The organism is Cobetia sp. PS-4MA (assembly GCF_057670765.1).
Map to the genome: position 1 here is coordinate 122924 of NZ_CM173107.1, position 16077 is coordinate 139000.

At 63.4% G+C, this 16077-nt stretch carries 14 protein-coding genes and 1 other RNA gene; 10 read left to right on the forward strand and 5 right to left on the reverse strand.

Going from position 1 to position 16077, the window contains the following annotated elements; genetic code table 11:
* The first annotated feature begins 87 nt into the window (after nt 1–87).
* On the forward strand, nt 88–672 hold the full coding sequence (locus AC26AR_RS00585; RefSeq protein ID WP_077379535.1) for a DUF2780 domain-containing protein: 585 nt from the start codon (nt 88–90) through the stop codon (nt 670–672).
* 139 nt (nt 673–811) lie between these two features.
* Here the strand turns inward: AC26AR_RS00585 and ybiO are convergent, their stop codons facing one another.
* A complete protein-coding gene (gene ybiO, locus AC26AR_RS00590; RefSeq protein ID WP_167593067.1) occupies nt 812–3271 on the reverse strand; it encodes a mechanosensitive channel protein in 2460 nt (819 codons plus the stop codon).
* Between the two features lie 427 nt (nt 3272–3698).
* Here ybiO and AC26AR_RS00595 point away from each other — a divergent pair, with 427 nt between their 5' ends.
* The 4 genes from AC26AR_RS00595 to AC26AR_RS00610 all read left to right on the forward strand — a co-directional run bounded on the left by AC26AR_RS00595 (nt 3699) and on the right by AC26AR_RS00610 (nt 7925).
* Nucleotides 3699–4655, forward strand: coding sequence for an ABC transporter substrate-binding protein (locus tag AC26AR_RS00595; RefSeq protein ID WP_077379531.1), 957 nt, complete (start codon nt 3699–3701; stop codon nt 4653–4655).
* A 155-nt stretch (nt 4656–4810) separates the two neighbouring features.
* Nucleotides 4811–5779, forward strand: a complete 969-nt coding sequence (locus AC26AR_RS00600) for a FecCD family ABC transporter permease (RefSeq protein WP_077379982.1) — start codon at nt 4811–4813, stop codon at nt 5777–5779.
* Between the two features lie 49 nt (nt 5780–5828).
* Nucleotides 5829–6932: a FecCD family ABC transporter permease gene (locus AC26AR_RS00605; RefSeq protein WP_077379528.1), complete on the forward strand. Its 1104-nt coding sequence runs from the start codon at nt 5829–5831 to the stop codon at nt 6930–6932.
* Between the two features lie 132 nt (nt 6933–7064).
* Nucleotides 7065–7925, forward strand: coding sequence for an ABC transporter ATP-binding protein (locus AC26AR_RS00610; protein WP_488107386.1), 861 nt, complete (start codon nt 7065–7067; stop codon nt 7923–7925).
* 87 nt (nt 7926–8012) lie between these two features.
* On the opposite strand, the gene ssrA is transcribed toward AC26AR_RS00610, so the two are convergent.
* Together ssrA and smpB are read right to left on the reverse strand one after the other, a co-directional pair.
* Nucleotides 8013–8367, reverse strand: a transfer-messenger RNA (tmRNA) gene (gene ssrA / locus AC26AR_RS00615).
* A gap of 181 nt (nt 8368–8548) precedes the next feature.
* On the reverse strand, nt 8549–9025 hold the full coding sequence (smpB, locus tag AC26AR_RS00620) for an SsrA-binding protein SmpB (RefSeq protein ID WP_077379524.1): 477 nt from the start codon (nt 9023–9025) through the stop codon (nt 8549–8551).
* 162 nt (nt 9026–9187) lie between these two features.
* Here smpB and AC26AR_RS00625 point away from each other — a divergent pair, with 162 nt between their 5' ends.
* Together AC26AR_RS00625 and AC26AR_RS00630 are read left to right on the forward strand one after the other, a co-directional pair.
* Complete coding sequence (locus tag AC26AR_RS00625) at nt 9188–9625, forward strand: type II toxin-antitoxin system RatA family toxin (protein ID WP_077379522.1); 438 nt, start codon at nt 9188–9190, stop codon at nt 9623–9625.
* Nucleotides 9626–9697: 72 nt separating this feature from the next.
* On the forward strand, nt 9698–10006 hold the full coding sequence (locus tag AC26AR_RS00630; RefSeq protein WP_077379521.1) for an RnfH family protein: 309 nt from the start codon (nt 9698–9700) through the stop codon (nt 10004–10006).
* Between the two features lie 109 nt (nt 10007–10115).
* Here AC26AR_RS00630 and AC26AR_RS00635 read toward each other — a convergent pair whose 3' ends face one another.
* Complete coding sequence (locus AC26AR_RS00635) at nt 10116–10544, reverse strand: outer membrane protein assembly factor BamE (protein WP_077379518.1); 429 nt, start codon at nt 10542–10544, stop codon at nt 10116–10118.
* A 78-nt stretch (nt 10545–10622) separates the two neighbouring features.
* Here AC26AR_RS00635 and fur point away from each other — a divergent pair, with 78 nt between their 5' ends.
* Entirely contained in the window at nt 10623–11045 is a 423-nt protein-coding gene (fur, locus tag AC26AR_RS00640) for a ferric iron uptake transcriptional regulator (RefSeq protein ID WP_077379516.1), read from the forward strand.
* Nucleotides 11046–11200: 155 nt separating this feature from the next.
* Here fur and recN read toward each other — a convergent pair whose 3' ends face one another.
* On the reverse strand, nt 11201–12871 hold the full coding sequence (gene recN / locus AC26AR_RS00645) for a DNA repair protein RecN (RefSeq protein WP_077379980.1): 1671 nt from the start codon (nt 12869–12871) through the stop codon (nt 11201–11203).
* A gap of 364 nt (nt 12872–13235) precedes the next feature.
* On the opposite strand from recN, the gene grpE reads away from it, so the two are divergent.
* Together grpE and dnaK are read left to right on the forward strand one after the other, a co-directional pair.
* Nucleotides 13236–13865, forward strand: coding sequence for a nucleotide exchange factor GrpE (grpE, locus tag AC26AR_RS00650; RefSeq protein ID WP_077379514.1), 630 nt, complete (start codon nt 13236–13238; stop codon nt 13863–13865).
* A gap of 216 nt (nt 13866–14081) precedes the next feature.
* The gene (dnaK, locus tag AC26AR_RS00655) at nt 14082–16004 is read left to right on the forward strand and encodes a molecular chaperone DnaK (protein WP_077379512.1); all 1923 of its coding nucleotides are present in this window, start codon (nt 14082–14084) and stop codon (nt 16002–16004) included.
* Nucleotides 16005–16077: the final 73 nt, after the last annotated feature.

Genomic DNA, 16077 nt, shown 5'->3' on the forward strand with positions numbered 1-16077 from the left:
ATGATTCCGCGTGATGAATGATCTGCCGTCACGGCAGGCCATTCCTGAGCCTTGTTCGGCTTATCCCCAAGACATAATGGAGTCTGCATGTTGCAAAAGTCCCTGGCCCTGATGGGCGCCTCCGTACTGGCCGTGTCACTTGCCGGCTGTGCCGCTACCGGCAACAGCTCTTCCGGCAACACCGCCAGTTCCTCCAGCTCCTCCAGCTCCATGATGAGCCTGGCCAGCAGCATGCTGAGCAGCCAGACGGGCCAGTCCCTGCCGGCAGCCGACCTGATGTCCAGCCTGACCTCCCAGCTGGGCGTGTCTTCCACCCAGGCGCTGGGTGGCTCCGCTGCCATGCTGGCACTGGCTCAGTCCCAGCTGGGTTCCAGCGCGACCTCCGAGCTGTCCAGTGAAGTGCCGCAGCTGTCCAGCCTGACCAGCAGCAGCTCTCTCTCGACCCTGTCCAGCCTTGCCAGCCTGAGCGGCAATGACAATGCCACGGCATTGGCCAGCACCGTCGGCAATGTCGATGACAGTGCGTCTCTGGACAGCGCCTTCTCCGCGCTGGGCATGGACAGCAGCATGGTGTCCCAGTTCGCGCCGGTGCTGCTCAGCTACATGGGTGGCGAAGGTGTCAGCTCGACGCTGCTGAGCTCACTGTCTGGCCTGTGGGGCACCGGCTCCTGAGCCAGCCTCGCGCATGAGGTGTGAGGCATCGGTTTACGCCCGCACATGAAAACGCCCCCGAGCCGTTGGCTCGGGGGCGTTTTCGTTTCAGTCCGGCGCCCATCGCAGGCAGCCGTGTCGGGATACCCCTGGCGCGCGATCAGTCGCCGTCGGCATCCGGTTGGGTGGTCTGACGGATGCGCTGTTCCTCGGCATCCACGACTTCGCCGTCCTTGGTGGCATGGCGGGTCAGCGGGGTCTCCTCGCGACGCTGAGCCACCTTGGCGGCGGCCTCACGCTGCTCGGGAGTCTTCGGCTGACCGGCGGCGGAGCCATCGATCACGAACGGTTCATGCATGGTGCGAACGTTGGCCGGCGGCGCACCACCGTCCTTGTCCTGACCGAAGTACATGGTCATGTGCGGGAACGGGATCTCGATGCCGGCGGCGTCGAAGTGCTGCTTCACGAGCTTGTTGTACTCGCGGCCGATGGCCCACTGGTTGCCCGGGCTGGTCTTGATCATCACACGGATGTTGACCGAGCTGTCGGCGAGCGACGAGACGCCAGCGATGGTGACCGGCTCGAGAATCTCCGCGCCATAGCTGCTTTCCTGGAGTTCGTCGAAGGCCGCACGCAGGTGCACGATGGCGTGATCGACGTTCTCGCGGTAGGAAATGCCGTACTCGCCGACATGGTAGGCGAAGTCACGCATGTAGTTGGAGACGGTATCCACCGAGGAGAACGGCACGATATGGAAGGTGCCGGACAGATCGCGGATGCCCACCGAGCGGATGGTCAGGCGTTCCGCCGTCCCGGTCACGCCACCGGCGGTGACCACGTCACCGGTGTTGATGGCATTCTCGAGCTGGATGAACACGCCGGTGATGATGTCCTGCACCATCTTCTGGGCCCCGAAACCGATCGCCAGACCGAGCACCCCGGCACCGGCCAGCAGCGGCGCGATGTCGATGCCGATCTCCGACAGCACGATCATCGCGGTGAAGACGATCATCGCGATGGCGATGGCATTGCGGAACAGTGCCAGCAGGGTTTCCACGCGTGAGGAGGGCTTGCCCTTGCCGGTATCCGGATTGAGCTTGTGCTCGATCAGGCTGGCGATGCCGACCCAGATCACGACCGCGAAGGCGAGGATGAACAGCACATGGAAGATGCGTGACAGCAGCAGGGCCCCGGCGTCCGTTGCCAGCCAGTCGCCAAGCGCCACGATGCTCCAGGCATTCAGCACCATGCCGACCACGACGACCAGGATGATGGCGCGCATGATGCGCAGCGCGGTCGGGATGTAGGAGTTGAGGCGCGTCTCCAGCATCGGCAGCTGACCACGCAGCTTGTCGGACACCTGGATGCGCTTGCCGATCAGCTGCGTCAGCACGCGAGACAGCAGTGCCCCGCCACCGATGGCGAGCAGCGTCTTGAGCGTCGCGGCCATCATGAAGGGCAGCGCCTCTTCCGGTGTCGTCTGCGAGATGATGAACAGGGTCGCGAAGTAGGCCAGCGCGATCAGGTGCCAGGTGCGGGCCAGAATGCGCAGGCAGACGGCGATGAAGGCATTGTGGGTCTCGCGGGCCTGATCGAGCAGGCGGTCACGCAGCAGAACACGGTTGCGGCTGATGACCACGATGGCCCAGATCAGCGCGATACCCATGATCAGCAGGCTGACGAAGCTGCCCACGGCCGGTGCCAGATTGTTGTTGATCATCGGTACCACGACGAGGATACCGTAGCCGATGAAGCCGGCGAGCAATGCCAGTGAGCGATTCCAGTAGCGGGCGACCTCATCTCGCATCGGCATCAGGCGCAGGCCCTGGTAGCCGGAGGAGAACAGCATGCGCATCAAGGCCTTGACCAGCTCGATCACCAGATAGGCATTCAGGAACATCGACTCGCGCTGTCCTATCACGCCCTGTTCGCCATAGGCGAAGATGGCCAGCAGATAGCCCCCCAGGAACGCCAGACCGATCACGGCCACGTCGACGATCGCCGCGATGATCACTGCCATCAGGGTGCGCAGCAGCGGGCTGCGGTGCTGACCATCCAGCGACCATTGGCTGACGCGACTGAAGAGCGGATGGGCCAGCCGGCGCAGGATCAGGAACAGCCCGATGGTGGAGATGACCACCAGCCCCAGACTGATGGCTTCGGTCATGAAGCGCTCCCAGTCGATGCTGCTGGCATCTTCACTGCCGAGGCCGCTGAGCGTCTGGATCATGCGGTCCAGGGTCGCGGAAAGCTCTGCGACAAGCTCCTGGCTGATCTCGGCCAGCTGGCGGGACAGTGACGGTGAGTCCTCGCTCAGCGTGACTTCCGTCCCCGCCACCTCGGCTGCCTGTTCGCTCGTCTTGCTGTCCAGCTGGCGCAAGCCTTCAATCAGTGCTTCACGCTGGTCGGGGTCCTCGAGCAACGTCGCCAGACTCTCATAGGACGAACTGGCGGCGTCAGCATCGCTGGCGGGGGCGGCATGCGCCAGGCCACTGACGCTGAGGCACAGCATGATCGCCAGTGCCATCAGGCCCTGTAACCAGCCGGCACTCAGGCGCGAGGCGATCGATGACGTTGCGGTTTGCGCGGGAGGGGAGTGGGGGGGGATCGGGGTCGCCACTGATGGCTTCTCCTGTCTGGTGAATGTCGGATGGAGATGGAGTCGAGTCATGCGGGCTCCCTGAGGTGACTCAGAGGCACCCGGATAGCTGAGCGTCTGCGCCTTTTGGACATCGGCATGGCCACGTCATACGTCAGGCGCTGTCGATTGGATGTGGGAGCGTGATGTGCGCATCCCGCGCACGCACTCTCCTGTGTTATCGGGGCGATTGCAGGTAACCCAACCCCCGATGACGGTATGCGAGAGATTCTTCAGCGCCACAGCCTGCGGCAGCGCTGCGCATCCTTCAAGCCTTGCTCACCGGATTGTTGCAATGTCGCGTTGCAGGAACTGATGTGGCCCGATGGCTGGACAGGCGGTATTGTTGCGATCAATTATTATTACCATCCGATCTCGCCGCCCTGATATTCGCTCCCTGGAGAAACGAATGACCCACTCTTCCCATGTGTTTGCTGTTCCTGCCCTGTCCCGCCTGCGTCGTGGGCTGATGGCGTCACTGGCGGTCGTGTTGATGGGAGCCACGGTGTCTGCCGAGGCTCGTGAGGTCCAGACCGCCTATGGTGAACTGGAGCTCGAGGGCACTCCGCAGCGCGTGGTGACGCTCTATGAAGGGGCATTGGATGTGGCGGTCGCCAGCGAGGTGACGCCGCTGGGCGCGGTCACCACGCGCGGCGGTGATGGCGTGGCCAGCTATCTCCAGTCTCGGGTGCCGGAGATCGAGATCGTCGGTACACCGCGAGAGTTCAATCTCGAGGCCATCGTGGCGCTCAAGCCGGACATGATTCTGGCTCCCCCGGGGCTGGACAAGGCGCAATATCAGCTGATGTCGCGTCTGGCGCCGACCATCGTGCCAGGCGGGGAGGCGCTCAGCCGGGAGGCCTGGAAGCAGCAGAGCCGAGTCTATGCCCTGGCGCTCGGGGAAGAGGCCGAAGCGGAGCTCGAGGCGCGTCTGGCCGCCATCGACGCTCACGCGGCGCGCCTGAAGGCCGAGATGACCACACCGCAGACTGCCAGCCTGGTGCGTCGCATGCCGGGTGGCCTGATGGCGATGTCCGATGAGCTGTTCGCGACCGGCTTGCTCGCCGCGACCGGCTATCAGCTGGTGGGCGGGGATCTGGTCAAGCCGGGGCGTCCGCACTCCGACCCGCTGAGCGATGAGAACATGGCGCGCATCGATGCCGACACACTCTTCCTGGCGACCCTGGATGATTCCTCTGAGGCTGCCGCTGACGCCCTGGCGAAGGAGCCGGCCTTCCAGCGTCTCGAGCACGCATCGCGTGACAGTCTGGTCGGCGTCAATGGTCAGTTGTGGACCAGTGCCAGTGGTCCGCTGGCGGCCGAGGCGCTGCTCAAGGACATCGAGCAGGCGCGCAGTGATGGGTAAGCGGGACTGGCACGTCTCGACTCATCAGGCGTCATGCCGTCAGGTCGGGAGGCAGCATGGCGGCTGAAGGAGCGTCCTCACGGCCTGGCTCCCCACAGACAGCTCTTCGCCCGGCGACCCGCAAGGTCGCCGGGCGTCTGTCGTTGGGGCAGGTCATGCCAGTGGCGTGTCTGGCGGCGGTACTGGCCTGCCTGGCCAGTCTGTTGTGGGGCGCGGGAGATATCGGCCCTGCCCAGGCGTGGGCGGTATTGATGGGGCAGGGTAGCGAGGAGGCCCGCTTCGTGGTCACCGAGCTGCGTGCACCGCGTACCGTGATCGGCATCGCCGTGGGCATGATGCTGGCCTGCGGCGGCGCATTGATGCAGGTAGTCGCACGCAATCCCCTGGCGGAGCCGGGGCTGCTGGGTGTCAGCGCAGGCGCGGCCTTTGCCGTCGCCATCGCCCTGTTGCTGGGGATGGAGGCCGCAGGCCTGCATGTGCTGGTGGCTCAGGCTGGCGCCTTGCTGGGCTGCCTGTTCGTGATGAGCACGGTGCGGCTGAGTGGTGCACGCCAGGACCCCGTGCGCCTGGTACTGGCCGGTGCAGCGCTTTCCAGCCTGCTGGTGGCTCTCACGTCGCTGGTATTGCTGATCGACCAGCGCGCGGCAGACGAGATCCGTTTCTGGGTCATCGGCAGTCTGGCAGGGCGTTCGCTGGAGGCGCTGGGTGGCAGCCTGCCGAGCCTCATGCTCGCCCTCGCGTTGACGCTGTGGCTGGTCAGGCCGCTGGCGGCATTGGCGCTGGGAGAGGCGGTGGCCAGTGGACTTGGCCATCACCCGGGGCGCGTGCGCAAGCTGACGGTACTGGTGGTCGCGTTGCTGGTCGGGGCCGCCACGGCCCTCGCGGGGCCGATCGCCTTCGTGGGACTGGCCGTGCCTTATGTCGCGCGTGCGCTGTGTGGCGCGGATATCCGCCGCACCTTGTGGTTGTGCCTGCCGCTGGGCGTGGTGATGCTGGTGAGCGCCGACGTGGTCTCGCGTCTGCTCGTTCGTCCTTCCGAGTTGCCGCTGGGCGTGCTGACCACGCTGCTGGGCGCGCCGGTACTGATTGCCGTGGTGCGCGCTCGTCGCCTGCCGATTCTGTGAGTCAGGCTTCAATGCGCCGTTCTTCATGACAGATAACCCGGAAACGCCCATGTATCGCTCCGCTCCTTCTTCATCGGCCTCTTCTGATGCCGGGGTGCCTCGGCGCCAGGCATCATGCCCTGTCGCCACGGCACCGGCCGATACGTTCTGGTGGCGCTGCGGGCCCTTGTCGTTGCTGTGGCATCGGGCCCCATTGCTGGCCAACCTCGGTCTGCTGCTGGCACTGCTGAGTGCCTGCGTGGCCGCCTTGATGCTGGGCAGCGCGGGCCTGGGCCCCTACGCCGCCCTGAAGGCCGCGTTCGGCCATGGTGAATTCGCCGATGTCTTCGTGGTCCGGGAGCTGCGTCTGCCGAGACTGCTGGCCGGCCTCGGAACGGGCGCCGCCTTCTCGTTGGCTGGCTGTCTGATGCAGACACTGGCCAGCAACCGTCTCGCCACGCCGGGCATCATCGGCATCGACAATGGCGCGACCGCCTTTGCGGTTGCCTCCGTCGTCGGGCTCGGCGCCTCGCTGGCGCCACCGGCGATGGCACTGAGCGGCGCCGTGGTCGCCACGGCGCTGGCCTTCGGGCTTTCCGGTGGCATCGGCACGCGCGGCTATCGCTTCCTGGTCGCGGGGATCGGCGTCGGGGCGCTGTTCGGTGCCGGCACCCAGCTGATGCTGGCGCGGGTGTCCATCGATGTCGCCAACAGCGCCTATCCGTGGACGGTGGGGAGCCTCAACGCACGGGATGCCTCCTCGCTCGAATGGCTGGGGATTGCCTTGCTGCTGGCGGTGCCGGCGGCGTTGTGGCTGGGGCGAGGGCTCAATACGCTGCGCTTTACCGATTCTGTCGCCATCGGACTTGGTCAGCATGTCGCCCGTGTGCGCATGGCGACGCTGTGGCTCTCGGTACTGCTGACGGCCGCCGCGGTGGCCGTGGCCGGCCCGGTGGGCATGGTGGCGCTGGTCGGTCCCGAGATCGCCCGCTACCTGTCGCGTCACAAGGGAGTGCCCTTGCTGGGTTCGGCATTGGCAGGGGCGCTGGTGATGGTGCTGGCGGACCTCGCGGGACGCACGTTGCTGTCACCTCTCGAGATTCCGGTCGGTATCGTGATGGCGGTGGTCGGCAGCCCCTATCTGCTGTGGATCCTGCTGCGCAGCCCGCGCTAGTCAGGCTGTCCTGTCCGGCCGATGCCCCCATTCACCGTGTGGCTGCCATGTCTGCATCACCGACATGAGAGTCGCCCGCAGCCCTCGCGGACCAACCGGGTCACGAGGGTCATCGTTTCAGGAGAATGCGCCATGAGCGCTGAACATCATCCACGCTGCGGGGACACCGTGGCCGCCACTCTCAAGGCCAGTGAGCTGTCGCTGGGGTATGGCAGCGGACAGCGGCATGTGGCCGTGATCGATGCGCTGACGCTGGCGCTGCCGGATGGCAAGGTGACGGCCATCGTCGGGCCCAACGGCTGTGGCAAGTCCACGCTGCTGGCCGGTCTGGCTCGCCTGCAGGCACCGCATGCCGGCGCGGTATTGCTGGAGGGCCAGGACATACGACGTCTCGGGCGCCGTGATGTCGCGCAGCGCATCGCGTTGCTGCCCCAGGAGACGCACTCGCCGGAAGGCGTGACGGTGCATGAGCTGGTGCGCTTCGGTCGCCAGCCGCATCAGGGAGCCTTCCGTCAGTGGTCGCAGGAGGATCAGGTGGTGGTCTCGGCGGCGATCGCGGCCGCTGACATCGAGAGTCTGGCCGACCGTGAGCTGGCCTCCATGTCCGGTGGCCAGCGTCAGCGTGCCTGGATCGCGATGGCGCTGGCGCAGCAGACGCCGCTGCTGTTGCTGGATGAGCCGACCTCGGCGCTGGATCTCGGCCATCAGATCGAGGTCTTCGAACTGATCCAGCGGCTGGCCCACGAGGAAGGCAAGACCATCGTGATGGTGGTGCATGACCTGGCCAGTGCCTGTCGCTATGCCGACCACCTCGTGGCGATGCATGCGGGCAGCGTGGTCGCGGAAGGTCCGCCCTCCGAAGTGGTGACACCGGCGCTGGTGCGCAAGCTCTACGGTGTCGAATGCCGGCTGATTCCTGACCCCGAGACCGGTACCCCGCTGTTGATCGGCGTGCGGCGCACGGACGAGCGCCTGAGTGGCAGTGCTACCTGAGAGCGCCTGGCACGACTCGGCGCGCGGAATATCAGACAGCAGAAAACAAGAAGGCCTCCCCGAGGGGAGGCCTTCTTGTCACGGATATGGTGGAGGCGACGGGAGTCGAACCCGTGTCCGCCGGCACTCCGCCTTCGGCTCTACATGCTTAGTTTCATTATTTGATTTAACACGACTGCCGCCAATGAACAGGCTACAGCAATGCGATTCTCTGAGTTTTAATCTCGACCTTAGAGACGTCGGCCAAGACGATCCTGTTTATACGGGCTCGTTCTCAATCCACCTTGAACAGGCGCAACGGTATCATGAGCAGCTTATGCAGCTAGAGCGTAGTTGTCGTCGTTTGCGACTATATATTTGCAACGTTTTATTTACGAGATACGTTACGATCTCGGCATGCACCTCAGGGTTTGCCACCAGCGTCGAATGCCAGAACGCCCCCATAACAGTGTTACTGCTTGCTGCTTTGCTACGGTGTCATCATAACAGGTGGAGACTGTGCTACGCCAGTTCAAGGCCTCAGGAATTTTTTCTGGTCTGACAATGATTTGCCGTGATTCAAAGCCCTTGCCTCCCATATCGCAACGGCGCAGGCGCGGCGCGCGATCATGGCGCTGACAGTCTCAGCGATCCCGCAGGATACGTGCCTTCTGGCGGTTCCAGTCACGGTCCTTCTCGGTGGCACGCTTGTCATGCATCTTCTTGCCTTCCACCAGCGCGATCTCGCATTTCACGATCGCGTTCTTCCAGTACAGCTTGATGGGGACGCAGGTGTGACCCTTGTCCTGGGTGCGCGAGAAGATGCGCGCGATCTGCTTCTTGTGCAGCAACAGCTTGCGCGTGCGTTGCGGGTCCGCCACCGCGTGGGTGTTGACCGTCTCCAGCGGATGGATATGACAGCCGAGCAGCCAGGCCTCACCGTTCTTGATCACGATGTAGGTGTCCGTCAGCTGGCCCTTGCCCGCCCGCAGCGCCTTGACCTCCCAGCCTGCCAGTACCAGCCCCGCCTCGAAGGCTTCCTCGATGTGGTATTCGTGGCGTGCCTTCTTGTTCTGGGCGATCAGGTTGCCGCCCTGTTGGGGTTTCTTTTTCTTGCCCATGTTGCCTCGTTTGTCGTGTGCTCCTGCCACTGCCCGACGGACAGCTGGCGCATCCTTCTGGATGGGGGGAGGCGTGTTACCATTCAAGGCCAGACGGCACTTCATGCGCCGGCCCATTGTTCATGATACGCAAGGCGCGTATCCAAGTCAGCGGAGAGCTAGATGCCTACGGTCAACCGGTCTGCCCTGGTTCGGCACTCGGCCCAGGCGATGTTCGATCTGGTCAATGATTTCGAGCGTTACCCCGAATTCCTGCCGGGCTGCAGTGATGCCCAGTTGCTTGAGCAGGATGACGCCCATCTGGTGGGCAGGCTGACTCTGTCCAAGGCGGGCATGGAGCAGAGCTTCGTGACCCGCAATGATCTGTTCGCCCCCCAGCGCATAGAGTTGAGTCTGGTCGACGGCCCTTTCAAGCGTCTCGAGGGACGCTGGCTGTTCACGCCGCTGAGTGAGGATGCCTGCAAGGTCTCGCTGGAGCTGGATTTCGAATTCAGCAATCGCCTGCTGGGCATGGCCTTCGGCAAGTTGTTCAGTCAGGTCGCCGGTCAGATGGTCGAGGCGTTCACGCGGCGTGCTGACCAGCTGTACGGCGCGAATTGATGTCCGCCGCAGGCAAGGCCGTAGAGAAGGCCTGATGACGTGGTCTGAAAGGTGAGTCCGACAGGAGCAAGCATGAGCGACAGAATCACGGTCGAGGTGGCCTATGCGCTGCCGGAGAAGCAGAAGATCGTCTCACTGGCCGTCGCGCCGGGAACCACGGCGCGCGAGGCCGTACGCATGGCACATCTCGAGCAACATTTCCCGACACTGGGCGCCGAGGTCTTTCTCGAGGCGGATCTCGGGATCTTCGGCAAGGCGCTGCGCAAGCCCGATGAGCACGTGCTGGATGCCGGTGACCGGGTCGAGGTCTATCGTGCCTTGATCAACGACCCCAAGCTTGCTCGCAAGCGCCGGGCCGACAAGGCACGCGCCGAGAAGTAGCGGTGTCCTCACCGGGCATCGGTGACCGTACGCAAGACGGGGCACCCTGGGGTGCCCCGTCTGTCATCACGACTCGGTCCATCGTGCTATCCGAGCGCTGGCGGTCGACTTACAGCTCGTCCGGCAGGTCAGCGGCGCCTGCACCACTGTCGTTGCGGTTCGGCTGTGCGGCACGCGGGTCGATGTCGAGGTCCGGCACGATGACGGTTTCCTTGTCGATGTCGCCGCTCTTGTCGATGGTGGAAAGCACATCGCCGTCGAAATTCAGCGTGACGCGCTTGTTGATGATCTCGCCGTCCGCTTTCTTGAGGCGATATACGTAGTCCCAGCTATTCTCACTGAAGGGAGCGGTTAGCAGCGGTGAACCCATCACATAGATGACCTGTTCGCGGCTCATGCCCGGCTTCAATTGCTCGACCATTTCCGGCTTGATCAGGTTGCCCTGTGGAAGGTCGCGCTTGTAGACGCTGAAGTAGCTACACCCGGTGAGCAGCGACAGGGCGCTGCAAAAGGCGACTGTTTTGATCAAGTTTTGCATTTGCCCTGAAGATTCCCTATCGTTTTGCCTTGGCCGATCATACCTGATACATCAAGCGACTGCGAAGAGTACCCCAGCATGGCCGATCAGAACCATGAACTGCGCAAGGCGGGACTCAAGGTAACCCTACCGCGAGTCAAGATCCTGCAGATCCTCGAGAAATCGATGGATCGACACCTGAGTGCCGAGGACGTGTACAAGGCGTTGCTTGAGGCTGGCGAAGATGTCGGTCTGGCGACGGTTTATCGTGTGCTCACCCAGTTTGAAACTGCTGGACTGGTGATGCGTCACAATTTCGATGGCGGCCATGCTGTCTTCGAATTGTCCCAGGAAGAACACCATGACCACATGGTATGTCTGGACAGCGGCGAGATCATAGAGTTCTGTGATCCCGAGATCGAGCGCCGCCAGCGCGAGATCGTCGAGGAGCATGGCTATGAGCTGGTCGAGCATGCGCTGGTGCTCTACGTGCGTCCCAAGGACACCAAGAGCGACAGCTGATGCTCAGGCCTCGCCTGTGTCAGGGATGACAAGGTTCGCTGCAGGACAGAAACACCAACGGCCGCCCCACAGGGGCGGCCGTTGGTGTTTCTGGCGTTCGAACTGCCAGGAGGTTCATTGGACGAATGGACGTCGGGAAGGCGGCCTGTCGGGGCTCAGTGACGGCTGTCCGCCGCGCTGAGCATCTCGCGAGCGTGTGCCAGGGTCTGCTCGGACAGGTGAATGCCGCCCAGCATGCGTGCCAGTTCCCGCACGCGGCCACTCTCGTCCAGCAGTGCCATGTGGGTACGTGTGGTGTTCTTCTCTGCCTGCTTCTCGATATGCAGATGTTGATGCGCCTGGGCCGCGACCTGAGGCAGGTGGGTGACGGTCAGCACCTGACCCTTGTCGCCCAGTCGGCGCAGCAGCTGACCGACGATCTCGGCGGTCGCACCGGAGATGCCGACATCCACTTCATCGAAGACCAGGCTGGGAATGGTCGAGCGACTGGCGGCCACCACCTGAATGGCCAGCGAGACGCGGGACAGTTCACCGCCCGAAGCGACCTTGGCCAGCGCCCGCGGCGGCTGCCCCGGGTTGGCACTGATGCGGAAGTGGATGCGCTCCATGCCTTCGGGTTGCGGGCGCTCGCGTGGCTCGACGGCAACCTCGAACGTCGCCTTGCCCATGCCGAGGAAGGCCAGTTGATCCTGGATGTCGCTGGCCAGCTGAGGGGCGGCAGCGGCTCGTGACGTACCGACCTCAGTAGCCAGGATCTTCCAGGCATCCCGGCGGGCCGCCACTTCCTGACGCAGGGCCTCGATGGCCTCCTCGTCACCCCCGAGCCCTTCCAGCTCCTCGCTCAGTCGCTGGTGCAGGCCATGCAGCTCCTCGGGCAAGACATGATGCTTGCGGGCGATCTGGTGGATGCGCCCAAGGCGCTCATCGACGAAGGCCAGGCGCTCCGGGTCGAGTTCGGTGACTTCGACGAAGCGGTTCAGCTCGCGTGCCGCTTCTTCTATCTGGATGCGTGCCTCTTCCAGCATGCCCAGTGCGCTGGCCAGCGAACCCTGCTCGCTGCCCGGCAAGTGTGTCAGTCGCGCCACGGCCTGATTGAGGCGCGCGAGGGCGCCTTCATCATCATGATCGCAGCACTCGGCGGCGGCCTGCGCCTCGCTGAGAATCTGTTCGGCATTGGCCAGGGTTTCCTGCTCCTGCTCCAGTGCCTCCAGCTCGCCCTCGCTGAGTGCCAGCTCATCAAGCTCCTCGACCTGATAGCGCAACAGCTGGCGACGAGCGCGTACCTCGTCGCCATCATTGCTCATGCGCTTGAGGCGGCGATGTGCCTCCTGCCAGTGGCGGAAGTCCTCGCGCAGCTGCGTGACCTGCGTCTCGATCCCGGCGTACTCGTCGAGCTGACGCAGGTGCGTCTCTTCCTTCAGCAGCGAGTGGTGGGCGTGCTGGGAATGGATGTCGATCAGGTGCTCACCCAGTTCCCGCAGGTCCGCGATGGTGCAGGGGGTGCCGTTGATCCAGGCCTTCGAGCGTCCGCTGGCGGTGATCACCCGGCGCAGCAGGCAGTCGTCGCTGCCCAGCTCGCGTTCGTCCAGCCACTCACGCGCATCGCTGAGGCTTGTGATATCGAAGCGTGCGATGAGATCCGCGCGATCCGCGCCATGTCGCACGCTGCCGGCATCGGCACGTTCGCCCAGGCACAGGCCGAGCGCACCGAGCAGGATGGACTTGCCGGCACCCGTCTCGCCGGTGATGGCGGTCATCCCGCGGCGAAAATCGAGTTCCAGTGTCTCGACGATGGCGAAATCTTGAATGGCGAGCTGTAGCAGCATGACTACCTCCGAAGGGAAGCTGGGGCGTACGCCGTGCCGATCATTGCCCGTTTCGGGGGTGACTACGGAGTCGCCATACAGGATGTACATACAGTGTATATGGCTTTTTATACAGCACGCTCCGTCGGCCTTCAATCCATGCCGGACTCAGCTGGCAGAAAAGCCGCATCGAAGGCTTGAGAAGCCGAGTGCCGGCCCCATATAAAGGCCCTGACACTCATCGTCGGCAGCAATGGCGCGGCCTTGCTGCCCTACAGGCAACTCATGGCCTGTCTTCAGGGGCTTGGCTTCGTCGTCTCGAGGCAGGCTCCGCAGGCCACGAACAGGGCAATGGCGCACAGACGTCGGCCCGCAGGAGAACAGCATGGCTCAGGATCCGCAGACCCCGATGGATGAAGAACTTCAGCGTGCCGCTCGCGACGCCGAGCCGCAGCCGGAAACTCCGGAAGGCGAAGTGATTGAAGACATACTGGATGCCACCGATGTCGCCGCCGAAAGCGAAGGTGAGCTGATCGACAATCCGGAAGCCGAGATGCTGGCCGCTCAGGTCGAGGAACTCGAGCAGGCGGTGAAGGAGGCGAAGGACCAGGCGCTGCGTTCAGCTGCCGAGGCGCAGAACGCGCGCCGTCGCGCCGAACAGGATGCCGAGAAGGCTCGCAAGTTCGCGCTGGAGAAGTTCGTCAAGGAAATGCTGCCGGTGGTGGACTCGCTCGAGAAGGCGCTTGAGTCCATGAGCGACGACGAGGCAGCCAAGGCACATGTCGAAGGTATCGAGATGACCTTGAAAATGCAGCTGGATGCCCTGAACAAGTCAGGCGTCGAGCAGCTGGACCCCCACGGCGAGCCCTTCGACCCGGAATACCATCAGGCGGTCGCCATGGTGCCATCTCCGGATGCCGAGCCGAACAGCGTCATCGACGTGATGCAGAAGGGCTACACCCTCAATGGTCGCCTGGTGCGTCCGGCGATGGTCGCGGTCAGCAAGGCCAACTGAGGCCCTGCGGGGTCGAGTGGCCATGAGGGCATGTGTCGTGATGGCACATGCCCGCCCTGCGGGGCTTCAAGGAGGATCAGGGCGGCAAAAAATGCCAGCACACCCTTGAAAGCCTGACGCGCGACCCCACTTATTGAAGCAAGTTCAGGTGCCGACACAAGGTACCGACAACCAGACTCATCTTTCAGGCTAGCAACAGATTCGAGGTATACGATTATGGGACGCATCATCGGTATTGACTTGGGTACTACCAACTCTTGTGTGGCAGTGCTCGACGGCGACAAGACCAAGGTCATCGAAAACGCTGAAGGTGGCCGCACCACGCCGTCCATCATCGCCTACACCGACGACAACGAGATCCTTGTCGGTCAGTCGGCCAAGCGTCAGGCAGTGACCAACCCGGAGAACACCCTGTTCGCGGTCAAGCGTCTGATCGGTCGCAAGTTCAAGGATGATGTCGTCCAGAAAGACATCAAGATGGTGCCGTACAAGATCGTCGAAGCTGACAATGGCGATGCCTGGGTCCAGGTGAAGGACAAGAAGATGGCACCGCCGCAGATCAGTGCGGAAATCCTCAAGAAGATGAAGAAGACCGCGGAAGACTACCTCGGTGAAGAAGTCACCGAAGCGGTCATCACCGTGCCGGCCTACTTCAACGACTCCCAGCGTCAGGCGACCAAGGACGCCGGCCGCATCGCGGGTCTCGAGGTCAAGCGCATCATCAACGAGCCGACTGCCGCGGCACTCGCCTACGGCATGGACAAGTCTCGTGGTGACAAGACCATCGCGGTCTACGACCTGGGTGGCGGTACCTTCGATATCTCCATCATCGAAGTCGCGGACGTCGACGGTGAGACCCAGTTCGAAGTGCTCGCCACCAACGGCGACACCTTCCTGGGCGGTGAAGATTTCGACATGCATCTGATCAACTACCTCGTTGACCAGTTCAAGTCCGACAGCGGCATCGACCTGTCCGGCGACAATCTCGCCATGCAGCGTCTGAAGGAAGCTGCCGAGAAGGCCAAGATCGAGCTGTCCAGCGCTCAGCAGACCGACGTGAACCTGCCGTACATCACCGCAGACAACACCGGTCCGAAGCACCTGAACGTCAAGGTGACCCGTTCCAAGCTCGAGTCGCTGGTCGATGAGCTGGTCGCTCGCTCCTTGAAGCCGTGCCAGACCGCTCTGGCCGATGCCGGCCTGTCCGCTTCCGAGATCGACGATGTCATCCTGGTCGGTGGTCAGACTCGCATGCCGCTGGTGCAGTCCAAGGTCGCTGAATTCTTCGGCAAGGAAGCGCGCAAGGACGTCAACCCGGATGAAGCGGTCGCCGTCGGCGCCGGTATCCAGGGTGGCGTGCTGGGTGGCGACGTCAAGGACGTGCTGCTGCTGGACGTGACGCCGCTGACGCTGGGCATCGAGACCATGGGTGGCGTGCTGACTCCGCTGATCGAGAAGAACACCACCATCCCGACCAAGAAGTCTCAGGTGTTCTCCACCGCTGACGACAACCAGGGCGCGGTGACCATCCACGTCCTGCAGGGTGAGCGCAAGCAGGCGGCACAGAACAAGTCCCTGGGTCGTTTCGACCTGGCTGACATCCCGCCGGCCCCGCGTGGTGTGCCGCAGATCGAAGTCGCCTTCGATCTGGATGCCAACGGTATCCTGAACGTGTCCGCCAAGGACAAGGCCACCGGCAAGGAACAGTCCATCGTCATCAAGTCTTCCGGCGGCCTGTCCGACGAAGAGATCGAACAGATGGTGCGTGACGCGGAAGCCAACGCCGACGAAGACAAGAAGTTCGAGGAAATGGTCCAGCTGCGCAATCAGGCCGATGGCATGATCCACGCGACCAGAAAGACCCTGACCGAAGCCGGTGACAAGGCCGAGGCCAGCGAGAAGGAAGCCATCGAGACGGCGATCTCCGAGCTGGAAGAAGCCCTGAAAGGCGACGACAAGGACGCGATCCAGGCCAAGCTGGATGCGCTGACCGAAGCCTCCGGCAACCTGGCGCAGAAGATGTACGCCGAGCAGGGTGCCCAGGGTGAGCAGGCTGGCGACGGTCAGGCTGACAAGAAGCAAGACGACGACGTGGTTGACGCCGAGTACGAGGAAGTCAACGACGACAAGAAGTCCTGAGGGATCTCTTGAACGACGTCTGATGACAGCGCGGGAGCCTTGCGAAGGTGTCCCGCGTTGTCGTTTGCACCGG